Here is a 16,590-nt window from a genome sequence, read left to right as displayed (position 1 = left end):
TCCGGCTGATGGTGCTGAACCACTCGGCATTTTGGCACTGGAGCATGAATGAGTATTCAAGAACACGTTATTTTGGTAAACGACCAGGGAATGGTGATTGGCACTCAGGAAAAATATGCCGCGCACACCTTACATACCCCGCTGCATCTGGCGTTCTCTTCCTGGCTTTTTAACGCAAACGGCGAATGTCTGATCACCCGGCGCGCCTTAAGCAAAAAAGCCTGGCCCGGCGTCTGGACCAACTCCGTCTGCGGCCACCCGCAGTCCGGCGAAGAGACGATACAGGCGATAATTCGCCGCTGCCGCTTTGAAGTAGGCGCTGAGCTAACCGATATCACCGCCGTCGCCCCTGAATTTCGCTATCGGGAAACCGACCCGTCCGGGATCGTGGAAAACGAAATTTGCCCGGTATTCGCCGCCCGCATCACCAATGACGTGACGATAAACGAAGATGAAGTGATGGACTATCAGTGGGTTGAACTGGACGCGCTATTCCGCGCGCTGGACGCGACGCCCTGGGCGTTTAGCCCGTGGATGGTCATGGAAGCGACGACCGCCCGCGAAAAACTCAAAGCCTTCGCGGCGCAATAAAAAAGCCCCTTTCGGGGCTTTTTTTACATCTGCACGCCTTATTTCACCGGGCGCATCGCCGGGAACAGGATCACGTCGCGGATGGTATGGCTGTTGGTGAACAGCATCACCATACGGTCAATACCAATCCCCAGACCCGCCGTTGGTGGCAGACCGTGTTCCAGCGCGGTCACGTAGTCTTCGTCGAAGAACATCGCTTCGTCGTCGCCTGCCGCTTTCGCGTCAACCTGATCCTGGAAGCGCTGAGCCTGGTCTTCCGCATCGTTCAGCTCGCTAAAGCCGTTGCCGATTTCACGGCCGCCGATGAAGAATTCAAAGCGATCGGTGATCTCCGGGTTCTCGTCATTACGACGCGCCAGCGGAGAGACTTCAGCCGGATACTCGGTAATGAAGGTCGGCTGAATCAGGTGCGCTTCGGCCACTTCTTCAAAGATCTCGGTCACGATACGGCCCAGACCCCAGCTCTTCTCAACCTTGATACCGATGCTTTCAGCGATCGCTTTCGCAGAATCGAAGTTATCCAGATCCGCCATGTTGGTTTCCGGACGGTACTTCTTGATCGCTTCGCGCATGGTCAGTTTTTCAAACGGCTTGCCGAAGTCGAAGACTTCTTCACCGTAAGGGACCTGGGTGGTACCCAGAATGTCCTGCGCCAGGGTACGGAACAGGGATTCGGTCAGCTCGATCAAATCTTTGTAATCCGCATACGCCATATAGAGTTCCATCATGGTGAACTCTGGGTTATGACGAACGGAGATACCTTCGTTACGGAAGTTACGGTTGATTTCGAACACGCGGTCGAAACCACCGACCACCAGACGCTTCAGGTACAGTTCCGGCGCGATACGCAGGTACATGTCCAGGTCCAGGGCGTTGTGATGGGTGATGAACGGACGCGCAGACGCGCCGCCTGGGATCACCTGCATCATTGGGGTTTCCACTTCCATAAAGTCGCGGTTCACCATGAACTGGCGGATACCGGCCATGATCTGAGAGCGAATTTTGAAGGTCTTACGGGATTCATCGTTAGAGATGAGATCCAGGTAGCGCTGACGATAGCGCGCTTCCTGATCCTGCAGGCCGTGGAATTTGTCCGGCAGCGGGCGCAGGGCTTTGGTCAGCAGACGCAGCTCGGTGCAGTGGATAGACAGTTCACCGGTCTTGGTTTTGAACAGTTTACCTTTCGCGCCCAGGATATCGCCCAGGTCCCACTTCTTGAACTGCTCGTTGTAGATGCCTTCCGGCAGGTCGTCACGGGAAACGTACAGCTGAATACGGCCGCCAACGTCCTGCAAGGTCACGAAGGAGGCTTTACCCATGATACGACGGGTCATCATGCGGCCTGCAACGGCCACTTCAACGTTCAGCGCTTCCAGCTCTTCGTTCTCTTTAGCGTCGAAGTCAGCGTGCAGTTGGTCTGAGGTGTGGTCACGACGAAAATCGTTCGGGAACGGCACGCCCTGCTCGCGCAGCGCTGCCAGCTTCTCGCGGCGGGTTTTCAGTTCGTTGTTAAGATCGACTACCGCGTCAGCGCCCTGTGCTTGTTGTTCAGACATGTTGGTTCCTCATAACCCTGCTTTCAAACTTGCTTCGATAAATTGGTCCAGGCTGCCGTCCAGCACCGCCTGCGTGTTTCGGGTTTCAACCCCGGTACGCAGGTCTTTGATGCGGGAGTCATCAAGGACGTAAGAACGGATCTGGCTGCCCCAACCGATGTCGGACTTGTTGTCTTCCATCGCCTGTTTCTCAGCATTTTTCTTCTGCATCTCCAGCTCATAAAGCTTTGCTTTCATCTGCTTCATGGCCTGGTCTTTGTTCTTATGCTGGGAACGGTCGTTCTGGCACTGTGTTACCAGCCCGGTTGGAATGTGGGTAATACGCACCGCCGATTCCGTACGGTTAACGTGCTGGCCGCCCGCGCCGGATGCGCGATAAACGTCGATACGCAGGTCCGCCGGGTTAATTTCGATATCAATATCTTCATCAACTTCCGGATAAACAAACGCGGAGCTGAAGGAGGTATGACGACGGCCACCGGAGTCGAACGGGCTCTTACGCACCAGGCGGTGAACGCCGGTTTCGGTACGCAGCCAGCCGTAGGCGTAATCACCAATGATCTTGATGGTGACGGATTTCAGACCCGCAACTTCACCTTCAGACTCTTCGATAATTTCGGTTTTGAAGCCGCGCGCTTCTGCCCAACGCAGGTACATGCGCGTCAGCATGCTGGCCCAGTCCTGCGCTTCGGTACCGCCAGAACCTGCCTGAATATCGAGATAGCAATCAGCGCTGTCGTATTCGCCGGAGAACATACGGCGGAATTCCAGCTGCGCCAGCTTCTCTTCCAGCACGTCGAGTTCTGCTACGGCTTCGTTAAAGGTTTCTTCGTCGTCGGCTTCGACGGCCAGCTCCAGCAAACCGGAAACATCTTCCAGCCCCTGGGCCATTTGATCCAGCGTATCTACGATAGCTTCGAGAGAGGAACGCTCTTTACCCAGCGCCTGTGCGCGTTCAGGTTCGTTCCAGACGTCCGGCTGTTCCAGCTCGGCGTTTACTTCTTCAAGACGCTCTTTCTTGGCATCGTAGTCAAAGATACCCCCTAAGAACGTCAGAGCGCTCCGTGAGGTCCTGAATACGGTTTTTTACCGGATTAATTTCAAACATGGTCTGTTTTCTTTTATGGACTTGTCAAAATGCGGTGATAAGAGCGGGATTGTACCGAATCCACGCCCTTTTTTATAGAGATTACTGCCGCTAAATTGGCCAGATATTGTCGATGATGATCTGCAGGGTGCGGTTACCGCGAAACTCGTTGATGTCCAGTTTGTACGCCAGCTCGACCTCGCGCACGCCGTTGTCCGGCCAGATGGAGGTATCGACGTTGAAGGCAATGCCGTCCAGCAGCGGTCCCCCGCCCACGGGCTCGACCATCACTTTCAGATGACGTTCGCCGACGATGCGCTGCTGCAGCAGACGGAAACGACCGTCGAACAGCGGTTCCGGGAACATCTGCCCCCACGGACCGGCATCGCGGAGCATTTGCGCCACGTCCATCGTCATCTCAATCGGTGAAAGCTCGCCATCTGACACCACTTCTCCCTGCAGCAGGGCCGGGTCAATCCAGTCGGTGACCAGTTCACCAAACAGACGCTGAAACTCGTCGAATTTCGCCTCTTCCAGAGACAGGCCTGCCGCCATCGCATGGCCGCCGAACTTGATCATCAGACCCGGATACAGCGTATCGAGACGCTCCAGCGCATCGCGCATGTGCAGCCCCTGGATTGAGCGGCCAGAGCCTTTCAGCGTGCCATCACCCGCAGGGGCGAACGCGATCACCGGCCGGTGGAAACGTTCTTTAATACGCGACGCCAGAATGCCCACCACGCCCTGATGCCACTCGGGATGGTACATCGCCAGGCCGCCCGGCAGCGTATCGCCGCTGCGTTCAAGCTTTTCGCACAGGGTCAGCGCTTCGGCCTGCATCCCCTGCTCAATCTCTTTACGGGTCTGGTTCAGCGCGTCCAGCTCGTTGGCCAGCACGCGCGCTTCACCGATGTTGTCGCACAGCAGCAGCGCCACGCCGACGGACATATCGTCCAGCCTTCCGGCTGCGTTAAGACGCGGCCCGAGAGCAAAGCCCAGGTCGCTTGCCGCCAGCTTGAGCGGGTCGCGGTTGGCGATTTCCAGCAGCGCCTTGATCCCTGGACGGCACTTGCCTGCCCGGATACGGCTTAAGCCCTGCCAGGTCAAAATACGGTTATTGGTATCGAGCGGGACCACGTCAGCAACGGTACCCAGTGCCACCAGATCGAGATATTCGGCCAGGTTCGGTACGGCAATACCGCGGGATTCGAACCAGCCCTTATCGCGCAGCAGGGTACGTAACGCCAGCATCAGATAAAACGCTACGCCCACGCCTGCAAGTGATTTTGATGGAAAATCGCAGTCGCGCAGGTTGGGGTTAATAATCGCTTCCGCATCCGGCAGCGTTTCGCCCGGCAGGTGGTGATCGGTGATCAGCACCGGGATCCCCAAAGCATGAGCATGATCGACGCCCGCATGGGAGGAGATCCCGTTATCGACGGTCATGATCATCTGTGCACCACGGGCGTGGGCCTGATCGACCACTTCCGGGCTGAGGCCATAGCCGTCTTCAAAACGGTTCGGTACCAGATACGTGACGTTATCGCAGCCCAGCGCGCGCAGGCTGAGCACGCTCAGCGCGGTGCTGGTTGCGCCGTCGGCGTCGAAATCCCCTACCACCACAATCCGCGTTCCCTCTCGAAGCGCGTTGTAGAGTATTTCGGTGGCTTTTTCGATACCGCTCAGCTGCTGCCAGGGCAGCATCCCTTTTACGCTGCGTTCAAGATCCTCAGCGCGACGCACGCCGCGGCTGGCGTAGAGGCGCTTAAGCAGTGCCGGGAGATCGTCCGGTAAATCAACGGGTTCAACCGCCTCGCGGCGGCGCAATTTTATTGGGGCTTTCACGCGGATTATTTACCACCAAACTGTTTCTGGTGCGCGTCGAGGAACTCTTTCATCTCTTTCGGTCCCTGATAGCCCGGAACGACATAGCCGTTGCTCAGGACAATCGCAGGCGTACCGCTCACGCCAAACTGCACGCCGAGCGCATAGTGGTTAGCGATATCAATGTCGCAGGAGGCTGGCTTAACGCCTTTGCCGTTCATCGCGTCGTCAAACGCTTTGTTGCGGTCTTTCGCACACCAGATCGCCTTCATGTCCTGCTCTGGCTGGCTCTGCACGCCGGCGCGCGGGAAGGCCAGATAACGCACGGTAATGCCCAGCGCGTTGTAGTCTTTCATCTCTTCATGCAGCTTGTGGCAGTAGCCGCAGGTGATGTCGGTGAAGACGGTAATGACGTGTTTTTCCTGCGCCGCTTTATAGACGATCATCTCTTTTTCGAGCGCGTTCAGGTTTTTCATCAGCAGCTGGTTGGTGACGTTCACCGGCTGCGCGCCGCTCACGTCGTACATTGGCCCCTGAATAATGTGTTTGCCGTCTTCGGTGACGTACAGCACGCCGCTGTTGGTGAGTACCGTTTTCATGCCGGCAACCGGTGCAGGCTGAATATCGCTACCGGTGACGCCAAGCTTAGCCAGCGACTGTTTGATGGCGGCGTCGTCCGCATGGGCGAAACCGGTAAATGAGGCTGCCAGCAGGGTGAACAGCGCGAAAGTCTTTTTCATATGTGATCCTGTTACAATTCGTCGGCACTCACGCACGAGGGTGGTGCTGTTGGTGTAGCTGCCGCAGGCGTTCCGTCGCGACATGGGTGTAAATTTGCGTCGTGGAAAGATCGCTGTGGCCCAGCAGCATCTGCACCACGCGTAAATCAGCGCCGTGGTTTAACAGATGCGTCGCGAAGGCGTGACGCAATACGTGCGGCGAAAGCTTTTCACTGTCGATACCCGCCAGTGTGGCGTAATGTTTGATGCGATGCCAGAACGTTTGCCGCGTCATCTGCTGGGCGCGCTGGCTCGGAAACAGGACGTCGATAGAAGTACCATTTAGCAGCCACGGACGACCGTGCTCCAGGTACGTTTCCAGCCAGTAAACCGCCTCTTCACCCAGCGGAACCAGCCTTTCCTTATTTCCTTTACCAATGACGCGCACTACGCCCTGACGCAGGCTGATGTCGCTCATCGTCAGACCAACCAGTTCCGAAACGCGCAAGCCGGTAGCATACAATAGCTCAAGCATGGCTTTATCGCGTAACTCCAGCGGCAGGTCAACAGCCGGTGACTGTAATAATCTCTCAACTTGTGCTTCGCTGAGATCTTTCGGCAGCCGCTGCGGGAGCTTAGGAGATGCCAGCAGCGCGCTGGGATCGTCTTCGCGGATCTTCTCACGGTAGAGGTGCTGGAACAGCCGACGCATGGCGCTGAGCAAACGCGCGGAACTGGTAGCTTTGTAGCCCCCTGCGATACGTTCCCCCAGCAGCGCCTGCAGGTCGTCACGCTGCGCGCTCGCAAGGGATAACCCCCGGTGCGCAAGCCATTCCACCAGCATGGTGAGATCGCGACGGTAGGCGCTAAGGGTATTCTCGGCCAGATTTTTCTCCAGCCACAGCGCGTCGAGAAACTGTTCGATCAGTGCGAGATCCTTTTCCACATCAGCCCCTTTGATTTTGCAGTCAGGCCATTATGCCTGATTGCGACCGGTTTCTGGTACACTACGCGCAAAGTCAAAGCAAGTATTGAGATAGTTACGCGATGAATATTGGTCTGTTCTATGGTTCCAGCACCTGCTACACCGAAATGGCGGCAGAGAAAATTCGCGACATCATTGGCCCGGAACTGGTGACGTTGCATAACCTGAAAGATGACGCGGTCGCGCTGATGGAACAGTACGATGTCCTGATTCTTGGCATCCCAACCTGGGATTTTGGTGAGATACAGGAAGACTGGGAAGCCATCTGGGATCAACTCGATTCGGTCAATCTCGACGGCAAAATCATTGCCATGTACGGCATGGGGGATCAGCTGGGCTACGGGGAATGGTTCCTGGACGCGCTCGGCATGCTGCATGACAAGCTGGCGCCGAAAGGAGTATCGTTTATCGGCTACTGGCCAACCGAAGGTTACGAGTTTACCAGTAAAAAACCGATTATCGCCGACGGCGAGCTGTTTGTTGGACTCGCGCTGGATGAAACCAACCAGTACGATCTCAGCGATGAGCGCCTGCAAACCTGGTGCGAGCAGATTCTGGGCGAAATGGCTGAAAAGTTTAGCTAACGCGCGCTACCCCTGCGTCGTTTGTTGCAACAGCATCCGGCGCAGGTCTCGCCACTCGGCAGCATCCATACTGTCAGCCGCCAGCCACAGATGCTGGCAACGCCCGCCGTCCACCTTGCGTAACCGTAACATCATGCCGCAGTTGAGCATCCAGGGCATACCGAGAATATCCCACTCTTTACCCTGCCAGCGCAGGCGGGAATCCATCAGTAATTTAATCTCTCCCTGACGGGCATTAATGCGACGCTGGCTGCGTACGCTGTCAAAAACGACAAACGACAGTAACAGCAGCCACAGCGGCGTATAGCTCAGCGGCCACGGCATCAGTAAAACAAAGGCCGCAACCAGGCCGTGGATCAATAAAGACATCCACTGCGAGCGCCACGAGACGCGAAGATCAGATTGCCACAGGACCACGTTCCCGATTCCGTGTTTGAATTAATTGCACCATCCGTTGCAACTCGGTGTCGGCGGGTTTGCCGTGGTTCATCAGCCAGTTGAATAAATCCGGATCGTCAGACTCAAGCAGGCGAACAAACAGACGCTTATCATCATCGCTTAAGCTGTCATACTCATATTCAAAGAAAGGCATGATGGAAATATCAAGTTCACGCATGCCGCGACGGCACGCCCAGTGAATACGGGCCTTGTTGTTAATATCCATGTTCAGTTTCCTGCATTACGTTTGGCACAGTCGGTACCCCGTTCAGTGTTCTTTATTTCTCTACGGGGACACCAGCTAGTGTAACGTGTTTTTGACCGTTTCATTACTGGAATATTGCGATCGCCGAGCAGGCTTCCAGAATAATCCCTACAAAGACAGCGGATTACATTATTTTGCGTAGCGCTACGCATAACCGGTTTAGGGCACAAATGGTCTGTTGAAAGCGCTTGCATTGCCTGCAGGCTCTTTTACCATTAGGCATTATCAAAGCGTTAAGCAATTCAGGATATCGTTATGGCATTTACACCATTTTCTCCTCGCCAGCCCGCCGCCTCTGCGCGTCTGCCGCTGACGCTTATTTCTCTTGATGACTGGGCGCTGGCAACGCTCAGCGGTGCCGACGCCGAAAAATATCTGCAGGGCCAGGTGACCGCCGACGTCAGTCAGATGACCGAACACCAGCACCTGCTGGCCGCGCATTGCGACCCAAAAGGCAAAATGTGGAGCAACCTGCGCCTCTTCCGCCGTCAGGACGGCTTTGCTTTTATTGAGCGCCGCAGCCTGCAAGAGGCCCAGCTCAAAGAGCTGAAGAAGTACGCGGTCTTCTCCAAAGTCACTATCGCCCCGGACGACGAACATGTCCTGCTGGGAGTGGCCGGTTTCCAGGCGCGTGCGGCGCTGAAAAATCTCTTCAGCGAACTGCCGGATGCAGAAAAGCAGGTGATCAGCGAAGGCGCGACCTCCATCCTGTGGTTTGAACACCCTGCGGAGCGTTTCCTGTTAGTCACGGATGCGGCAACGGCCGATCGCGTGACTGAAGCGCTGCGCGGCGAAGCGCAGCTCAACAATAGTCAGCAGTGGCTGGCGCTGAACATCGAAGCGGGTCTGCCGGTGATTGACGCAGCAAACAGCGCGCAGTTCATTCCTCAGGCAACAAACCTGCAGGCGCTGGGGGGCATCAGCTTTAAAAAGGGCTGTTACACCGGCCAGGAGATGGTGGCACGTGCAAAATTCCGCGGGGCAAACAAACGAGCGCTGTGGACGCTGGCGGGCCATGCCAGCCGTGTACCTGAAGCGGGTGAAGACTTAGAGCTGAAGATGGGTGATAACTGGCGCCGCACCGGCACCGTGTTAGCCGCCGTACAGCTGGATGATGGACGTCTTTTGGTACAGGCCGTCATGAACAACGACATGGAAGCCGACAGCGTGTTCCGCGTGCGTGACGATGCGAACACGCTGAGCATCGAGCCGCTGCCGTATTCGTTAGAAGAGTAATCGTATCCAGGTGCCCTCCCTCTCTCTGTGGGAGAGGGCCGGGGTGAGGGCAACCGCCCGCACGGTTTAAAAACTACACCTGCCCCACGTACAAATAGATCGCCAAAAAGTGGCATACGCTGCCGCCGAGCACAAAGCCGTGCCAGATGGCATGGTTGTACGGGATGCGCTTGCAGACGTAGAAAATCACGCCGAGCGAGTACACCACGCCGCCTAAGGCCAGAAGCGTCACGCCCCCTACCGACAGTTTGAGCGCCAGTTGATACACCACAATCAGCGACAGCCAGCCCATTGTCAGATAGGTGACCAGTGACAGCACCTTAAACCGGTGCGCGATGGTCAGCTTAAACAGGATCCCCAGCAGTGCCAGGCTCCAGATAACAATCATCAGGCCACGCGACAGCGGTGAGTTGAGCCCCACCAGCAAAAACGGTGTGTAGGTGCCTGCAATCAGAAGATAGATAGCACAGTGGTCAAATTTCTTGAGCCACATCTTGGCCCGCTGATGCGGGATCGCGTGATACAGCGTCGAGGCCAGGAACAGCAGGATCATACTCCCGCCATAAAGGCTGTAGCTGGTAATGGCCATCGCGCTGGCATTGGCGTCCACCGCCTGCACCAGCAATAACACTAAACCGACAATCCCAAACACCAGGCCAATGCCGTGGCTGATGCTGTTGGCTACTTCCTCAGCCAGCGAATATCCCTGTGCGATTAATGGTCTACTCACCATACAAAACTCCGGGAAAACAAAAGATGATTATTCATCGCATAACTATGCTAACTGAGAATGATTCCAGTGAACACCTGTTAGCCAAAATAAAGTTAAACATAACGTTTCTAAACTATAATCAGACAGTTACACTTTAATTTCAGCGAACGTGCGTTTCGATTTTAATTATAAACATTTAAAATCAATCACATAAAACTGGTTCTGCCTGGGGTAGATCTCTGAGATCACGTTTTTCAATGCATCCAGGGTCATGTTCTCCTGTTCAGCATGTTTTTGCGTCAATGTATCGAACGTAACGGTTGACGTTCCCGTTACTTCGATGGTGCAAAAATAACCATCATCCTCATAACGCCCCACCCGCAGGATATCGCCGGTTTTGAAATGGGATTCACTTTTATCCCGGATAGTGATGGTTTTACGTCCGGCCAGAATGTCGTCCTGAAAACGCTGAAAAAAAGTGATGTCGTTTGGCTGCATGTTATTATTCCCTGAAGAAAAGTCTGATGAGTGAGTGTAGCCATTGTGAGCATGTTCTCCCATTCCGCCATTGCCAGTCTCAATAACCTGGAGATGATGGTCTACAACTATGTCATAAAAAATCGTGACAAAGTGATGTACATGACCATCCGCGAGCTGGCGGATGCGGCAGACGTCTCAACCACGACTATCCTGCGCTTTTGCCGCAAGCTTAACTGCGAAGGCTATTCTGAATTCCGCGTGCGCTTTAAGCTTTATCTTGAACAGAACGAGCCCCAGCAGGCAAACTTCGGTGCCAGCGAAATTATCAGCTTTTTTAAAAGCGTGAATAATGAAGAGTTCGATGCGTTATTAGATAAGGCGGTTGATATTATTTTATCGTCAGAGCGAATTATATTTGTCGGTGCCGGAACATCGGGTTCGCTGGCAAAATATGGCGCACGCTTCTTTTCTAATATCGGTAAATTCAGTAATCATATTGATGATCCTTATTTCCCGGTCACCAATGATATGGCGAAAAATGCGCTGGCGATTGTGCTTTCCGTCTCGGGCGAGACCGAGGAGATCCTGCGCTTCGCCAGCCAGTTCAGCCTGCATCACTGCAAGGTGCTCTCGATAACCAGCCACGAGCACTCGCGTCTCGCAAAACTGGCGGACTTTAATCTCTCCTGGCATGTTCCTCAGACGCGTATTGCAGGCGTCTACGACATCACCACGCAAATTCCCGTCATTTATATTCTGGAATCTCTCGGACGTAAACTGGCGAAGAAACTCACAGAATAAAACACCCTGTTTTTTTGATGTAACAAATCACATTTACTGTGAATTGTTATATCGTGACATTCAATTTCGCTTTGCTAGACTCGATGCCAATAAGCCATTTATTGAGAAGAGCAGCGATGAAAAAATTAACCTTACCAAAAGATTTTTTATGGGGCGGCGCGGTTGCGGCTCACCAGGTTGAAGGCGGCTGGAACAAAGGCGGCAAAGGGCCAAGCATTTGCGACGTATTGACCGGCGGCGCGCACGGCGTGCCGCGCGAAATCACTCAGGAAGTAGTGCCGGGTAAATACTACCCAAACCACGAGGCTATCGACTTCCACGGCCACTATAAAGAAGACATCAAGCTGTTTGCCGAGATGGGTTTCAAGTGCTTCCGCACCTCTATCGCCTGGACGCGCATCTTCCCGAAAGGTGACGAAACGCAGCCAAACGAAGAGGGGCTGAAGTTCTACGACGACATGTTCGACGAGCTGCTGAAATACAACATCGAACCGGTGATCACCCTCTCCCACTTCGAAATGCCGCTGCACCTGGTGCAGGAGTACGGTAGCTGGACCAACCGTAAAGTGGTCGATTTCTTTGTGCGCTTCGCGGAAGTGGTTTTTGAGCGCTACAAAAACAAGGTCAAATACTGGATGACCTTCAACGAAATCAATAACCAGCGCAACTGGCGCGCGCCGCTGTTCGGTTACTGCTGCTCGGGCGTGGTCTATACCGAACATGACAATCCGGAAGAGACCATGTACCAGGTCCTGCACCACCAGTTTGTGGCCAGCGCCCTGGCGGTGAAAGCCGCGCGCCGCATCAATCCGGAGATGAAAGTCGGCTGCATGCTGGCCATGGTGGCGCTCTATCCGTTCTCCTGCAAACCGGAAGACGTGATGTTCGCCCAGGAATCCATGCGCGAGCGCTATGTCTTTACAGACGTCCAACTGCGTGGTTACTACCCATCCTACGTGCTGAACGAGTGGGAGCGCCGTGGCTTCTCCATCAAAATGGAGGCAGGCGACGAGCAGATCCTGCGTGAAGGTACCTGCGACTACTTAGGTTTCAGCTACTACATGACCAACGCGGTGAAAGCGGAAGGCGGTACCGGCGATGCGATTTCCGGCTTCGAAGGCAGCGTGCCGAACCCGCACGTGAAGGCGTCCGACTGGGGCTGGCAGATTGACCCGGTAGGCCTGCGCTATTCTCTGTGCGAACTGTACGAGCGTTATCAGAAACCGCTGTTTATCGTGGAGAACGGGTTCGGCGCCTACGACAAGGTTGAAGAAGACGGCAGCATCAACGATGACTATCGTATCGACTACCTGCGTGCCCACGTGGAAGAGATGATCAAAGCCGTGACGCACGACGGCGTGGATCTGATGGGATATACGCCCTGGGGTTGCATCGACTGCGTGTCGTTCACCACCGGCCAGTACAGCAAGCGCTACGGCTTTATCTATGTGAACAAGCACGACGACGGCACGGGCGACATGTCGCGTTCCCGCAAGAAGAGCTTCGAGTGGTATAAGGGCGTGATTGCCAGCAACGGCGAGAAACTTTAACGCCGGGCGGCGCTACGATTGATCCCCTCTCCCCTTTGGGAGAGGGTTAGGGTGAGGGGCTTATTTCCCGCCAGCCAACTCAATAAAACTGCCCGTTACGTACGACGCCTTCTCGCTCAGCAGCCAGACAATCGCCTGCGCCACCTCTTCCGGCTGGCCGCCACGCTGCATCGGCAGCAACGATTTCACGCGATCCATCCTCCCCGGCTCTCCGCCGGACGCATGAATATCCGTATAAATCAGACCCGGACGTACGCAGTTGACGCGAATACCCTGCGCCGCCACTTCCAGCGATAGCCCGGTTGTCAGCGAATCCACCGCCCCCTTGGACGCGGCATAATCCACATATTCACCCGGAGCCCCCAGACGCGACGCTGCGGAAGAGACATTCACTATCGCCCCGCCCTTGCCGCCATGCCTGAAGGACATGCGTTTTACCGCTTCCCGGCAGCAGAGAAAGTAGCCCGTGACGTTGGTCGCCAGGACGCGGTTAATGCGCTCAGCGGAGAGGTTCTCGATAGTGGATTGCTCAAACAGAATGCCCGCATTATTGACCAGCGCACGAAGCGGCTCGCCTTCACGATCGAGGCTGTCAAACATCGCCAGCACCTGGGCTTCATCACTGATATCTGCGCGGACGGCAAAGGCTTTACCGCCCGCTTCAACGATCTGGTTGATCACGTCCGTCGCGGCTTTAATGTTGTGATGATAGTTCACCGCCACGGTGTAGCCTTCGCGCGCCAGCTGCAGCGCGGTGGCTTTCCCAATGCCCCGGCTGGCGCCGGTGACCAGTGCTATTGCCATTTTCTTCTCCCAATAAAAAAGCCGGGTGGCGGCTTCGCCTTACCCGGCCTACGTTACTACACCAACAATATTACTGGTATTCGCTCATCGGCACGCAGGAGCAGAACAGGTTACGGTCGCCGTAGACGTCATCAAGACGCTTCACGGTCGGCCAGTATTTGTTTGCCACGCCTGCCGGGAAGACGGCCAGCTCGCGGGAATAGCCGTGGTTCCACTCGGAGACCATCTCATGCTGGGTATGCGGAGCGTTGACCAGCGGGTTATCTTCCAGCGTCCATTCGCCGTCCTGCACGCGGTCGATCTCCATGCGGATGGCCAGCATCGCGTCGATAAAGCGGTCCAGCTCGGCCTTGCTTTCAGACTCGGTCGGCTCAACCATCAGCGTACCCGCAACCGGGAACGACATGGTTGGCGCATGGAAGCCGTAGTCGATCAGACGCTTGGCAATATCCAGCTCGCTAATGCCGGTCTGCTCTTTCAGCGGACGAATATCGAGGATGCACTCGTGCGCCACGCGACCGTCGCGGCCGGTATAGAGCACCGGGAAGGCGGACTTCAGACGAGTCGCAATATAGTTGGCGTTGAGGATCGCCACCTGGCTCGCCTGCTTCAGCCCTTCCGCGCCCATCATGCGGATGTACATCCAGCTGATTGGCAGGATAGAGGCGCTACCGAACGGTGCCGCAGAGACCGCGCCCTGACGAGTCAGCATGCCTTCAATCTGCACAACGCTGTGGCCTGGGACAAACGGCGCCAGGTGCGCTTTCACGCCGATAGGACCCATGCCCGGGCCGCCACCGCCGTGAGGGATGCAGAAGGTTTTGTGCAGGTTCAGGTGCGACACATCCGCGCCGATAAAGCCCGGAGAGGTAATGCCCACCTGAGCGTTCATGTTCGCGCCGTCGAGGTAAACCTGACCGCCGAACTGGTGCACCACTTCGCACACTTCACGGATAGTCTCTTCGTACACGCCGTGGGTAGACGGGTAGGTCACCATGATGCATGAGAGCTTGTCGCCCGCCTGCTCGGCTTTCGCACGCAGGTCGACCAGATCGATGTTGCCGTTCTTATCGCAAGCAACGACCACCACTTCCATGCCCGCCATCTGGGCAGAGGCCGGGTTGGTACCGTGGGCAGAGCTTGGGATCAGGCAGATATCGCGGTGACCTTCGTTGCGGCTTTCGTGATAGTGACGGATCGCCAGCAGGCCCGCGTATTCGCCCTGCGCGCCGGAGTTTGGCTGCATGCAGAGCGCGTCATAACCGGTCAGCTTCACCAGCCAGTCGGAAAGCTGGTTGATCATCATATGATAACCTTCCGCCTGCTCTGGCGGGCAGAACGGGTGCAGCTCGGAGAATTCAGGCCAGGTGATCGGGATCATCTCTGCCGCGGCGTTCAGCTTCATGGTGCAGGAGCCCAGCGGGATCATCGCCTGGTTCAGCGCCAGATCCTTGCGCTCCAGAGAGTGCATATAGCGCATCATCTCGGTTTCGCTGTGATAGCGGTTAAACACCGGATGCGTCAGGATCGCATCGTTACGCAGCATGCTTTCCTGAATGGAGCGGCTGTCGAGCGCGACCTCTTTGTCGAGTGCGTCAATGTCCAGACCGTGCGCGTCATCCAGCAACACGCTGAACAGGTTCAGGATATCGTCGCGGGTGGTGCTTTCATCCAGCGTAATGCCGACGGCGTTGTGGATGTCGCTGCGCAGGTTGATCTCTGCCGCATTCGCGCGCGCCAGCACGGCGGCTTTGTCCGCCACTTCCACACACAGGGTGTCGAAGTAGTGAGCGTGGCGCAGCTTAAGGCCTTTCTGCTGCAGACCGCAGGCCAGAATATCGGCCAGGCGGTGAATGCGGCTGGCAATGCGCATCAGACCAGCCGGGCCGTGGAACACGGCGTACAGGCTGGCGATGTTTGCCAGCAGCACCTGTGAGGTACAGATGTTGGAGTTCGCTTTCTCGCGGCGGATGTGCTGTTCGCGGGTCTGCATCGCCATGCGCAGCGCGGAGTTACCGGCAGCGTCTTTTGAGACGCCGATAATACGGCCTGGCATGGAGCGTTTGAATTCATCTTTCGAGCCGAAGAATGCCGCGTGCGGGCCGCCGTAGCCCATCGGCACGCCGAAGCGTTGCGCTGAACCAAAGACAATATCCGCGCCCTGTTTGCCCGGTGCCGTCAGCAGCACCAGCGCCATAAAGTCGGCGGCAACGCTGACAACCACTTTGCGGGATTTCAGCTCGGCAATCAGCGCGCCGTAGTCGTGAACTTCACCGGTGGTGCCCACCTGCTGCAGCAGCACGCCAAAGACGTCCTGATGATCCAGCACTTTGTCAGCGTCGTCGACGATCACGTCAAAGCCGAAGGTTTCCGCGCGAGTGCGCACCACGTCCAGCGTCTGCGGATGCACGTCCGCCGCCACGAAGAAGCGGTTGGCATTTTTCAGCTTGCTCACGCGCTTAGCCATCGCCATCGCTTCGGCGGCGGCGGTCGCTTCATCCAGCAGAGACGCGGAGGCAATATCCATACCGGTCAGATCCAGCGTCACCTGCTGGAAGTTCAGCAGCGCTTCCAGACGGCCCTGGGAGACTTCCGGCTGATACGGAGTGTAAGCGGTGTACCAGCCCGGGTTTTCCAGCATGTTGCGCAGGATAACCGGCGGCAACTGCACGTTGGTGTAGCCCATGCCAATGTAAGACTTATAGCGCTTGTTCAGGCCTGCGATAGCCTTCAGCTCCGCCAGCGCGGCGAATTCCGTGGTGGCTTCCCCCACCTGAGGCGGCGTGGCAAGCTGGATGTCTTTTGGCACAATCTGGCCGATCAGTGCGTTTAATGAATCCGCGCCAACTGTCTTCAGCATCTCCTGCTGTTGCTGAGCATCCGGCCCAATGTGACGTTCAATGAAGGCGCCACGGTTTTCAAGCTGGCTTAAAGTCTGTGTCATGAGCGATGGTTCCT

Annotated in this window: 16 protein-coding genes; 5 read left to right on the top strand and 11 right to left on the bottom strand. The window is 56.0% G+C overall.

Features of this window, described 5'->3' with window-relative positions:
- Positions 1-48: 48 nt before the first annotated feature.
- Positions 49-591 carry an isopentenyl-diphosphate Delta-isomerase gene (idi, locus tag AC1VYI_RS05985; RefSeq protein ID WP_023309093.1) on the top strand — a complete coding sequence of 181 codons (543 nt, stop codon included), beginning with the start codon at positions 49-51 and terminating at the stop codon, positions 589-591.
- Between the two features lie 38 nt (positions 592-629).
- On the opposite strand, the gene lysS is transcribed toward idi, so the two are convergent.
- From lysS to xerD, 5 genes are all read right to left on the bottom strand, one after another.
- Positions 630-2,147, bottom strand: a complete 1,518-nt coding sequence (gene lysS / locus AC1VYI_RS05980) for a lysine--tRNA ligase (RefSeq protein WP_023309094.1) — start codon at positions 2,145-2,147, stop codon at positions 630-632.
- Positions 2,148-2,156: 9 nt separating this feature from the next.
- A protein-coding gene (prfB, locus tag AC1VYI_RS05975; protein WP_096151315.1) for a peptide chain release factor 2 occupies positions 2,157-3,255 on the bottom strand; the annotation gives its coding sequence in 2 pieces (ribosomal slippage) (positions 2,157-3,179 and positions 3,181-3,255; 1,098 coding nt in all).
- Between the two features lie 90 nt (positions 3,256-3,345).
- On the bottom strand, positions 3,346-5,079 hold the full coding sequence (gene recJ, locus AC1VYI_RS05970; RefSeq protein ID WP_226484257.1) for a single-stranded-DNA-specific exonuclease RecJ: 1,734 nt from the start codon (positions 5,077-5,079) through the stop codon (positions 3,346-3,348).
- Between the two features lie 5 nt (positions 5,080-5,084).
- Positions 5,085-5,798 carry a bifunctional protein-disulfide isomerase/oxidoreductase DsbC gene (gene dsbC / locus AC1VYI_RS05965; RefSeq protein ID WP_023309097.1) on the bottom strand — a complete coding sequence of 238 codons (714 nt, stop codon included), beginning with the start codon at positions 5,796-5,798 and terminating at the stop codon, positions 5,085-5,087.
- Between the two features lie 28 nt (positions 5,799-5,826).
- Complete coding sequence (gene xerD, locus AC1VYI_RS05960) at positions 5,827-6,723, bottom strand: site-specific tyrosine recombinase XerD (protein ID WP_023309098.1); 897 nt, start codon at positions 6,721-6,723, stop codon at positions 5,827-5,829.
- A 101-nt stretch (positions 6,724-6,824) separates the two neighbouring features.
- Between xerD and fldB the strand changes: the two genes are divergently transcribed.
- The gene (gene fldB, locus AC1VYI_RS05955; RefSeq protein WP_008499710.1) at positions 6,825-7,346 is read left to right on the top strand and encodes a flavodoxin FldB; all 522 of its coding nucleotides are present in this window, start codon (positions 6,825-6,827) and stop codon (positions 7,344-7,346) included.
- A 6-nt stretch (positions 7,347-7,352) separates the two neighbouring features.
- On the opposite strand, the gene AC1VYI_RS05950 is transcribed toward fldB, so the two are convergent.
- Both AC1VYI_RS05950 and sdhE read right to left on the bottom strand, forming a co-directional pair.
- Positions 7,353-7,763 carry a protein YgfX gene (locus AC1VYI_RS05950; protein ID WP_134867179.1) on the bottom strand — a complete coding sequence of 137 codons (411 nt, stop codon included), beginning with the start codon at positions 7,761-7,763 and terminating at the stop codon, positions 7,353-7,355.
- Positions 7,744-8,010 (bottom strand): FAD assembly factor SdhE, encoded by a 267-nt coding sequence (gene sdhE / locus AC1VYI_RS05945; RefSeq protein WP_010435322.1) that lies wholly within the window; start codon positions 8,008-8,010, stop codon positions 7,744-7,746. Before sdhE ends, AC1VYI_RS05950 begins: the two co-directional genes overlap by 20 nt.
- A gap of 294 nt (positions 8,011-8,304) precedes the next feature.
- Here sdhE and ygfZ point away from each other — a divergent pair, with 294 nt between their 5' ends.
- Entirely contained in the window at positions 8,305-9,285 is a 981-nt protein-coding gene (ygfZ, locus tag AC1VYI_RS05940) for a tRNA-modifying protein YgfZ (protein WP_047743840.1), read from the top strand.
- Between the two features lie 73 nt (positions 9,286-9,358).
- Here ygfZ and trhA read toward each other — a convergent pair whose 3' ends face one another.
- Together trhA and yqfB are read right to left on the bottom strand one after the other, a co-directional pair.
- Positions 9,359-10,018: a PAQR family membrane homeostasis protein TrhA gene (gene trhA, locus AC1VYI_RS05935; RefSeq protein ID WP_134867178.1), complete on the bottom strand. Its 660-nt coding sequence runs from the start codon at positions 10,016-10,018 to the stop codon at positions 9,359-9,361.
- Positions 10,019-10,183: 165 nt separating this feature from the next.
- A complete protein-coding gene (yqfB, locus tag AC1VYI_RS05930) occupies positions 10,184-10,495 on the bottom strand; it encodes a N(4)-acetylcytidine aminohydrolase (RefSeq protein ID WP_023309102.1) in 312 nt (103 codons plus the stop codon).
- A 51-nt stretch (positions 10,496-10,546) separates the two neighbouring features.
- Between yqfB and AC1VYI_RS05925 the strand changes: the two genes are divergently transcribed.
- Together AC1VYI_RS05925 and bglA are read left to right on the top strand one after the other, a co-directional pair.
- Entirely contained in the window at positions 10,547-11,278 is a 732-nt protein-coding gene (locus AC1VYI_RS05925; protein WP_032660101.1) for a MurR/RpiR family transcriptional regulator, read from the top strand.
- Between the two features lie 116 nt (positions 11,279-11,394).
- On the top strand, positions 11,395-12,828 hold the full coding sequence (gene bglA / locus AC1VYI_RS05920; RefSeq protein ID WP_045355607.1) for a 6-phospho-beta-glucosidase BglA: 1,434 nt from the start codon (positions 11,395-11,397) through the stop codon (positions 12,826-12,828).
- A 60-nt stretch (positions 12,829-12,888) separates the two neighbouring features.
- Here the strand turns inward: bglA and AC1VYI_RS05915 are convergent, their stop codons facing one another.
- Together AC1VYI_RS05915 and gcvP are read right to left on the bottom strand one after the other, a co-directional pair.
- On the bottom strand, positions 12,889-13,632 hold the full coding sequence (locus tag AC1VYI_RS05915) for an SDR family oxidoreductase (RefSeq protein ID WP_134867177.1): 744 nt from the start codon (positions 13,630-13,632) through the stop codon (positions 12,889-12,891).
- 70 nt (positions 13,633-13,702) lie between these two features.
- Positions 13,703-16,576, bottom strand: a complete 2,874-nt coding sequence (gene gcvP, locus AC1VYI_RS05910; RefSeq protein WP_134867176.1) for an aminomethyl-transferring glycine dehydrogenase — start codon at positions 16,574-16,576, stop codon at positions 13,703-13,705.
- Between the last annotated feature and the right edge of the window lie 14 nt (positions 16,577-16,590).

It is taken from the genome of Enterobacter sp. QK-SA4, from assembly GCF_056856775.1.
The sequence above is the reverse complement of the archived record's forward strand: the minus strand, read 5'-3'. Positions and strand labels throughout refer to the sequence as shown.

Bases quoted from the DNA above. Each gene is read 5' to 3' on its own strand.
- idi (WP_023309093.1), top strand. From the start codon at position 49: ATGAGTATTCAAGAACACGTTATTTTGGTAAACGACCAGGGAATGGTG.
- lysS (WP_023309094.1), bottom strand. From the start codon at position 2,147: ATGTCTGAACAACAAGCACAGGGCGCTGACGCGGTAGTCGATCTTAAC.
- dsbC (WP_023309097.1), bottom strand. From the start codon at position 5,798: ATGAAAAAGACTTTCGCGCTGTTCACCCTGCTGGCAGCCTCATTTACC.
- fldB (WP_008499710.1), top strand. From the start codon at position 6,825: ATGAATATTGGTCTGTTCTATGGTTCCAGCACCTGCTACACCGAAATG.
- sdhE (WP_010435322.1), bottom strand. From the start codon at position 8,010: ATGGATATTAACAACAAGGCCCGTATTCACTGGGCGTGCCGTCGCGGC.
- ygfZ (WP_047743840.1), top strand. From the start codon at position 8,305: ATGGCATTTACACCATTTTCTCCTCGCCAGCCCGCCGCCTCTGCGCGT.
- trhA (WP_134867178.1), bottom strand. From the start codon at position 10,018: ATGGTGAGTAGACCATTAATCGCACAGGGATATTCGCTGGCTGAGGAA.
- yqfB (WP_023309102.1), bottom strand. From the start codon at position 10,495: ATGCAGCCAAACGACATCACTTTTTTTCAGCGTTTTCAGGACGACATT.
- AC1VYI_RS05925 (WP_032660101.1), top strand. From the start codon at position 10,547: ATGTTCTCCCATTCCGCCATTGCCAGTCTCAATAACCTGGAGATGATG.
- bglA (WP_045355607.1), top strand. From the start codon at position 11,395: ATGAAAAAATTAACCTTACCAAAAGATTTTTTATGGGGCGGCGCGGTT.
- AC1VYI_RS05915 (WP_134867177.1), bottom strand. From the start codon at position 13,632: ATGGCAATAGCACTGGTCACCGGCGCCAGCCGGGGCATTGGGAAAGCC.
- gcvP (WP_134867176.1), bottom strand. From the start codon at position 16,576: ATGACACAGACTTTAAGCCAGCTTGAAAACCGTGGCGCCTTCATTGAA.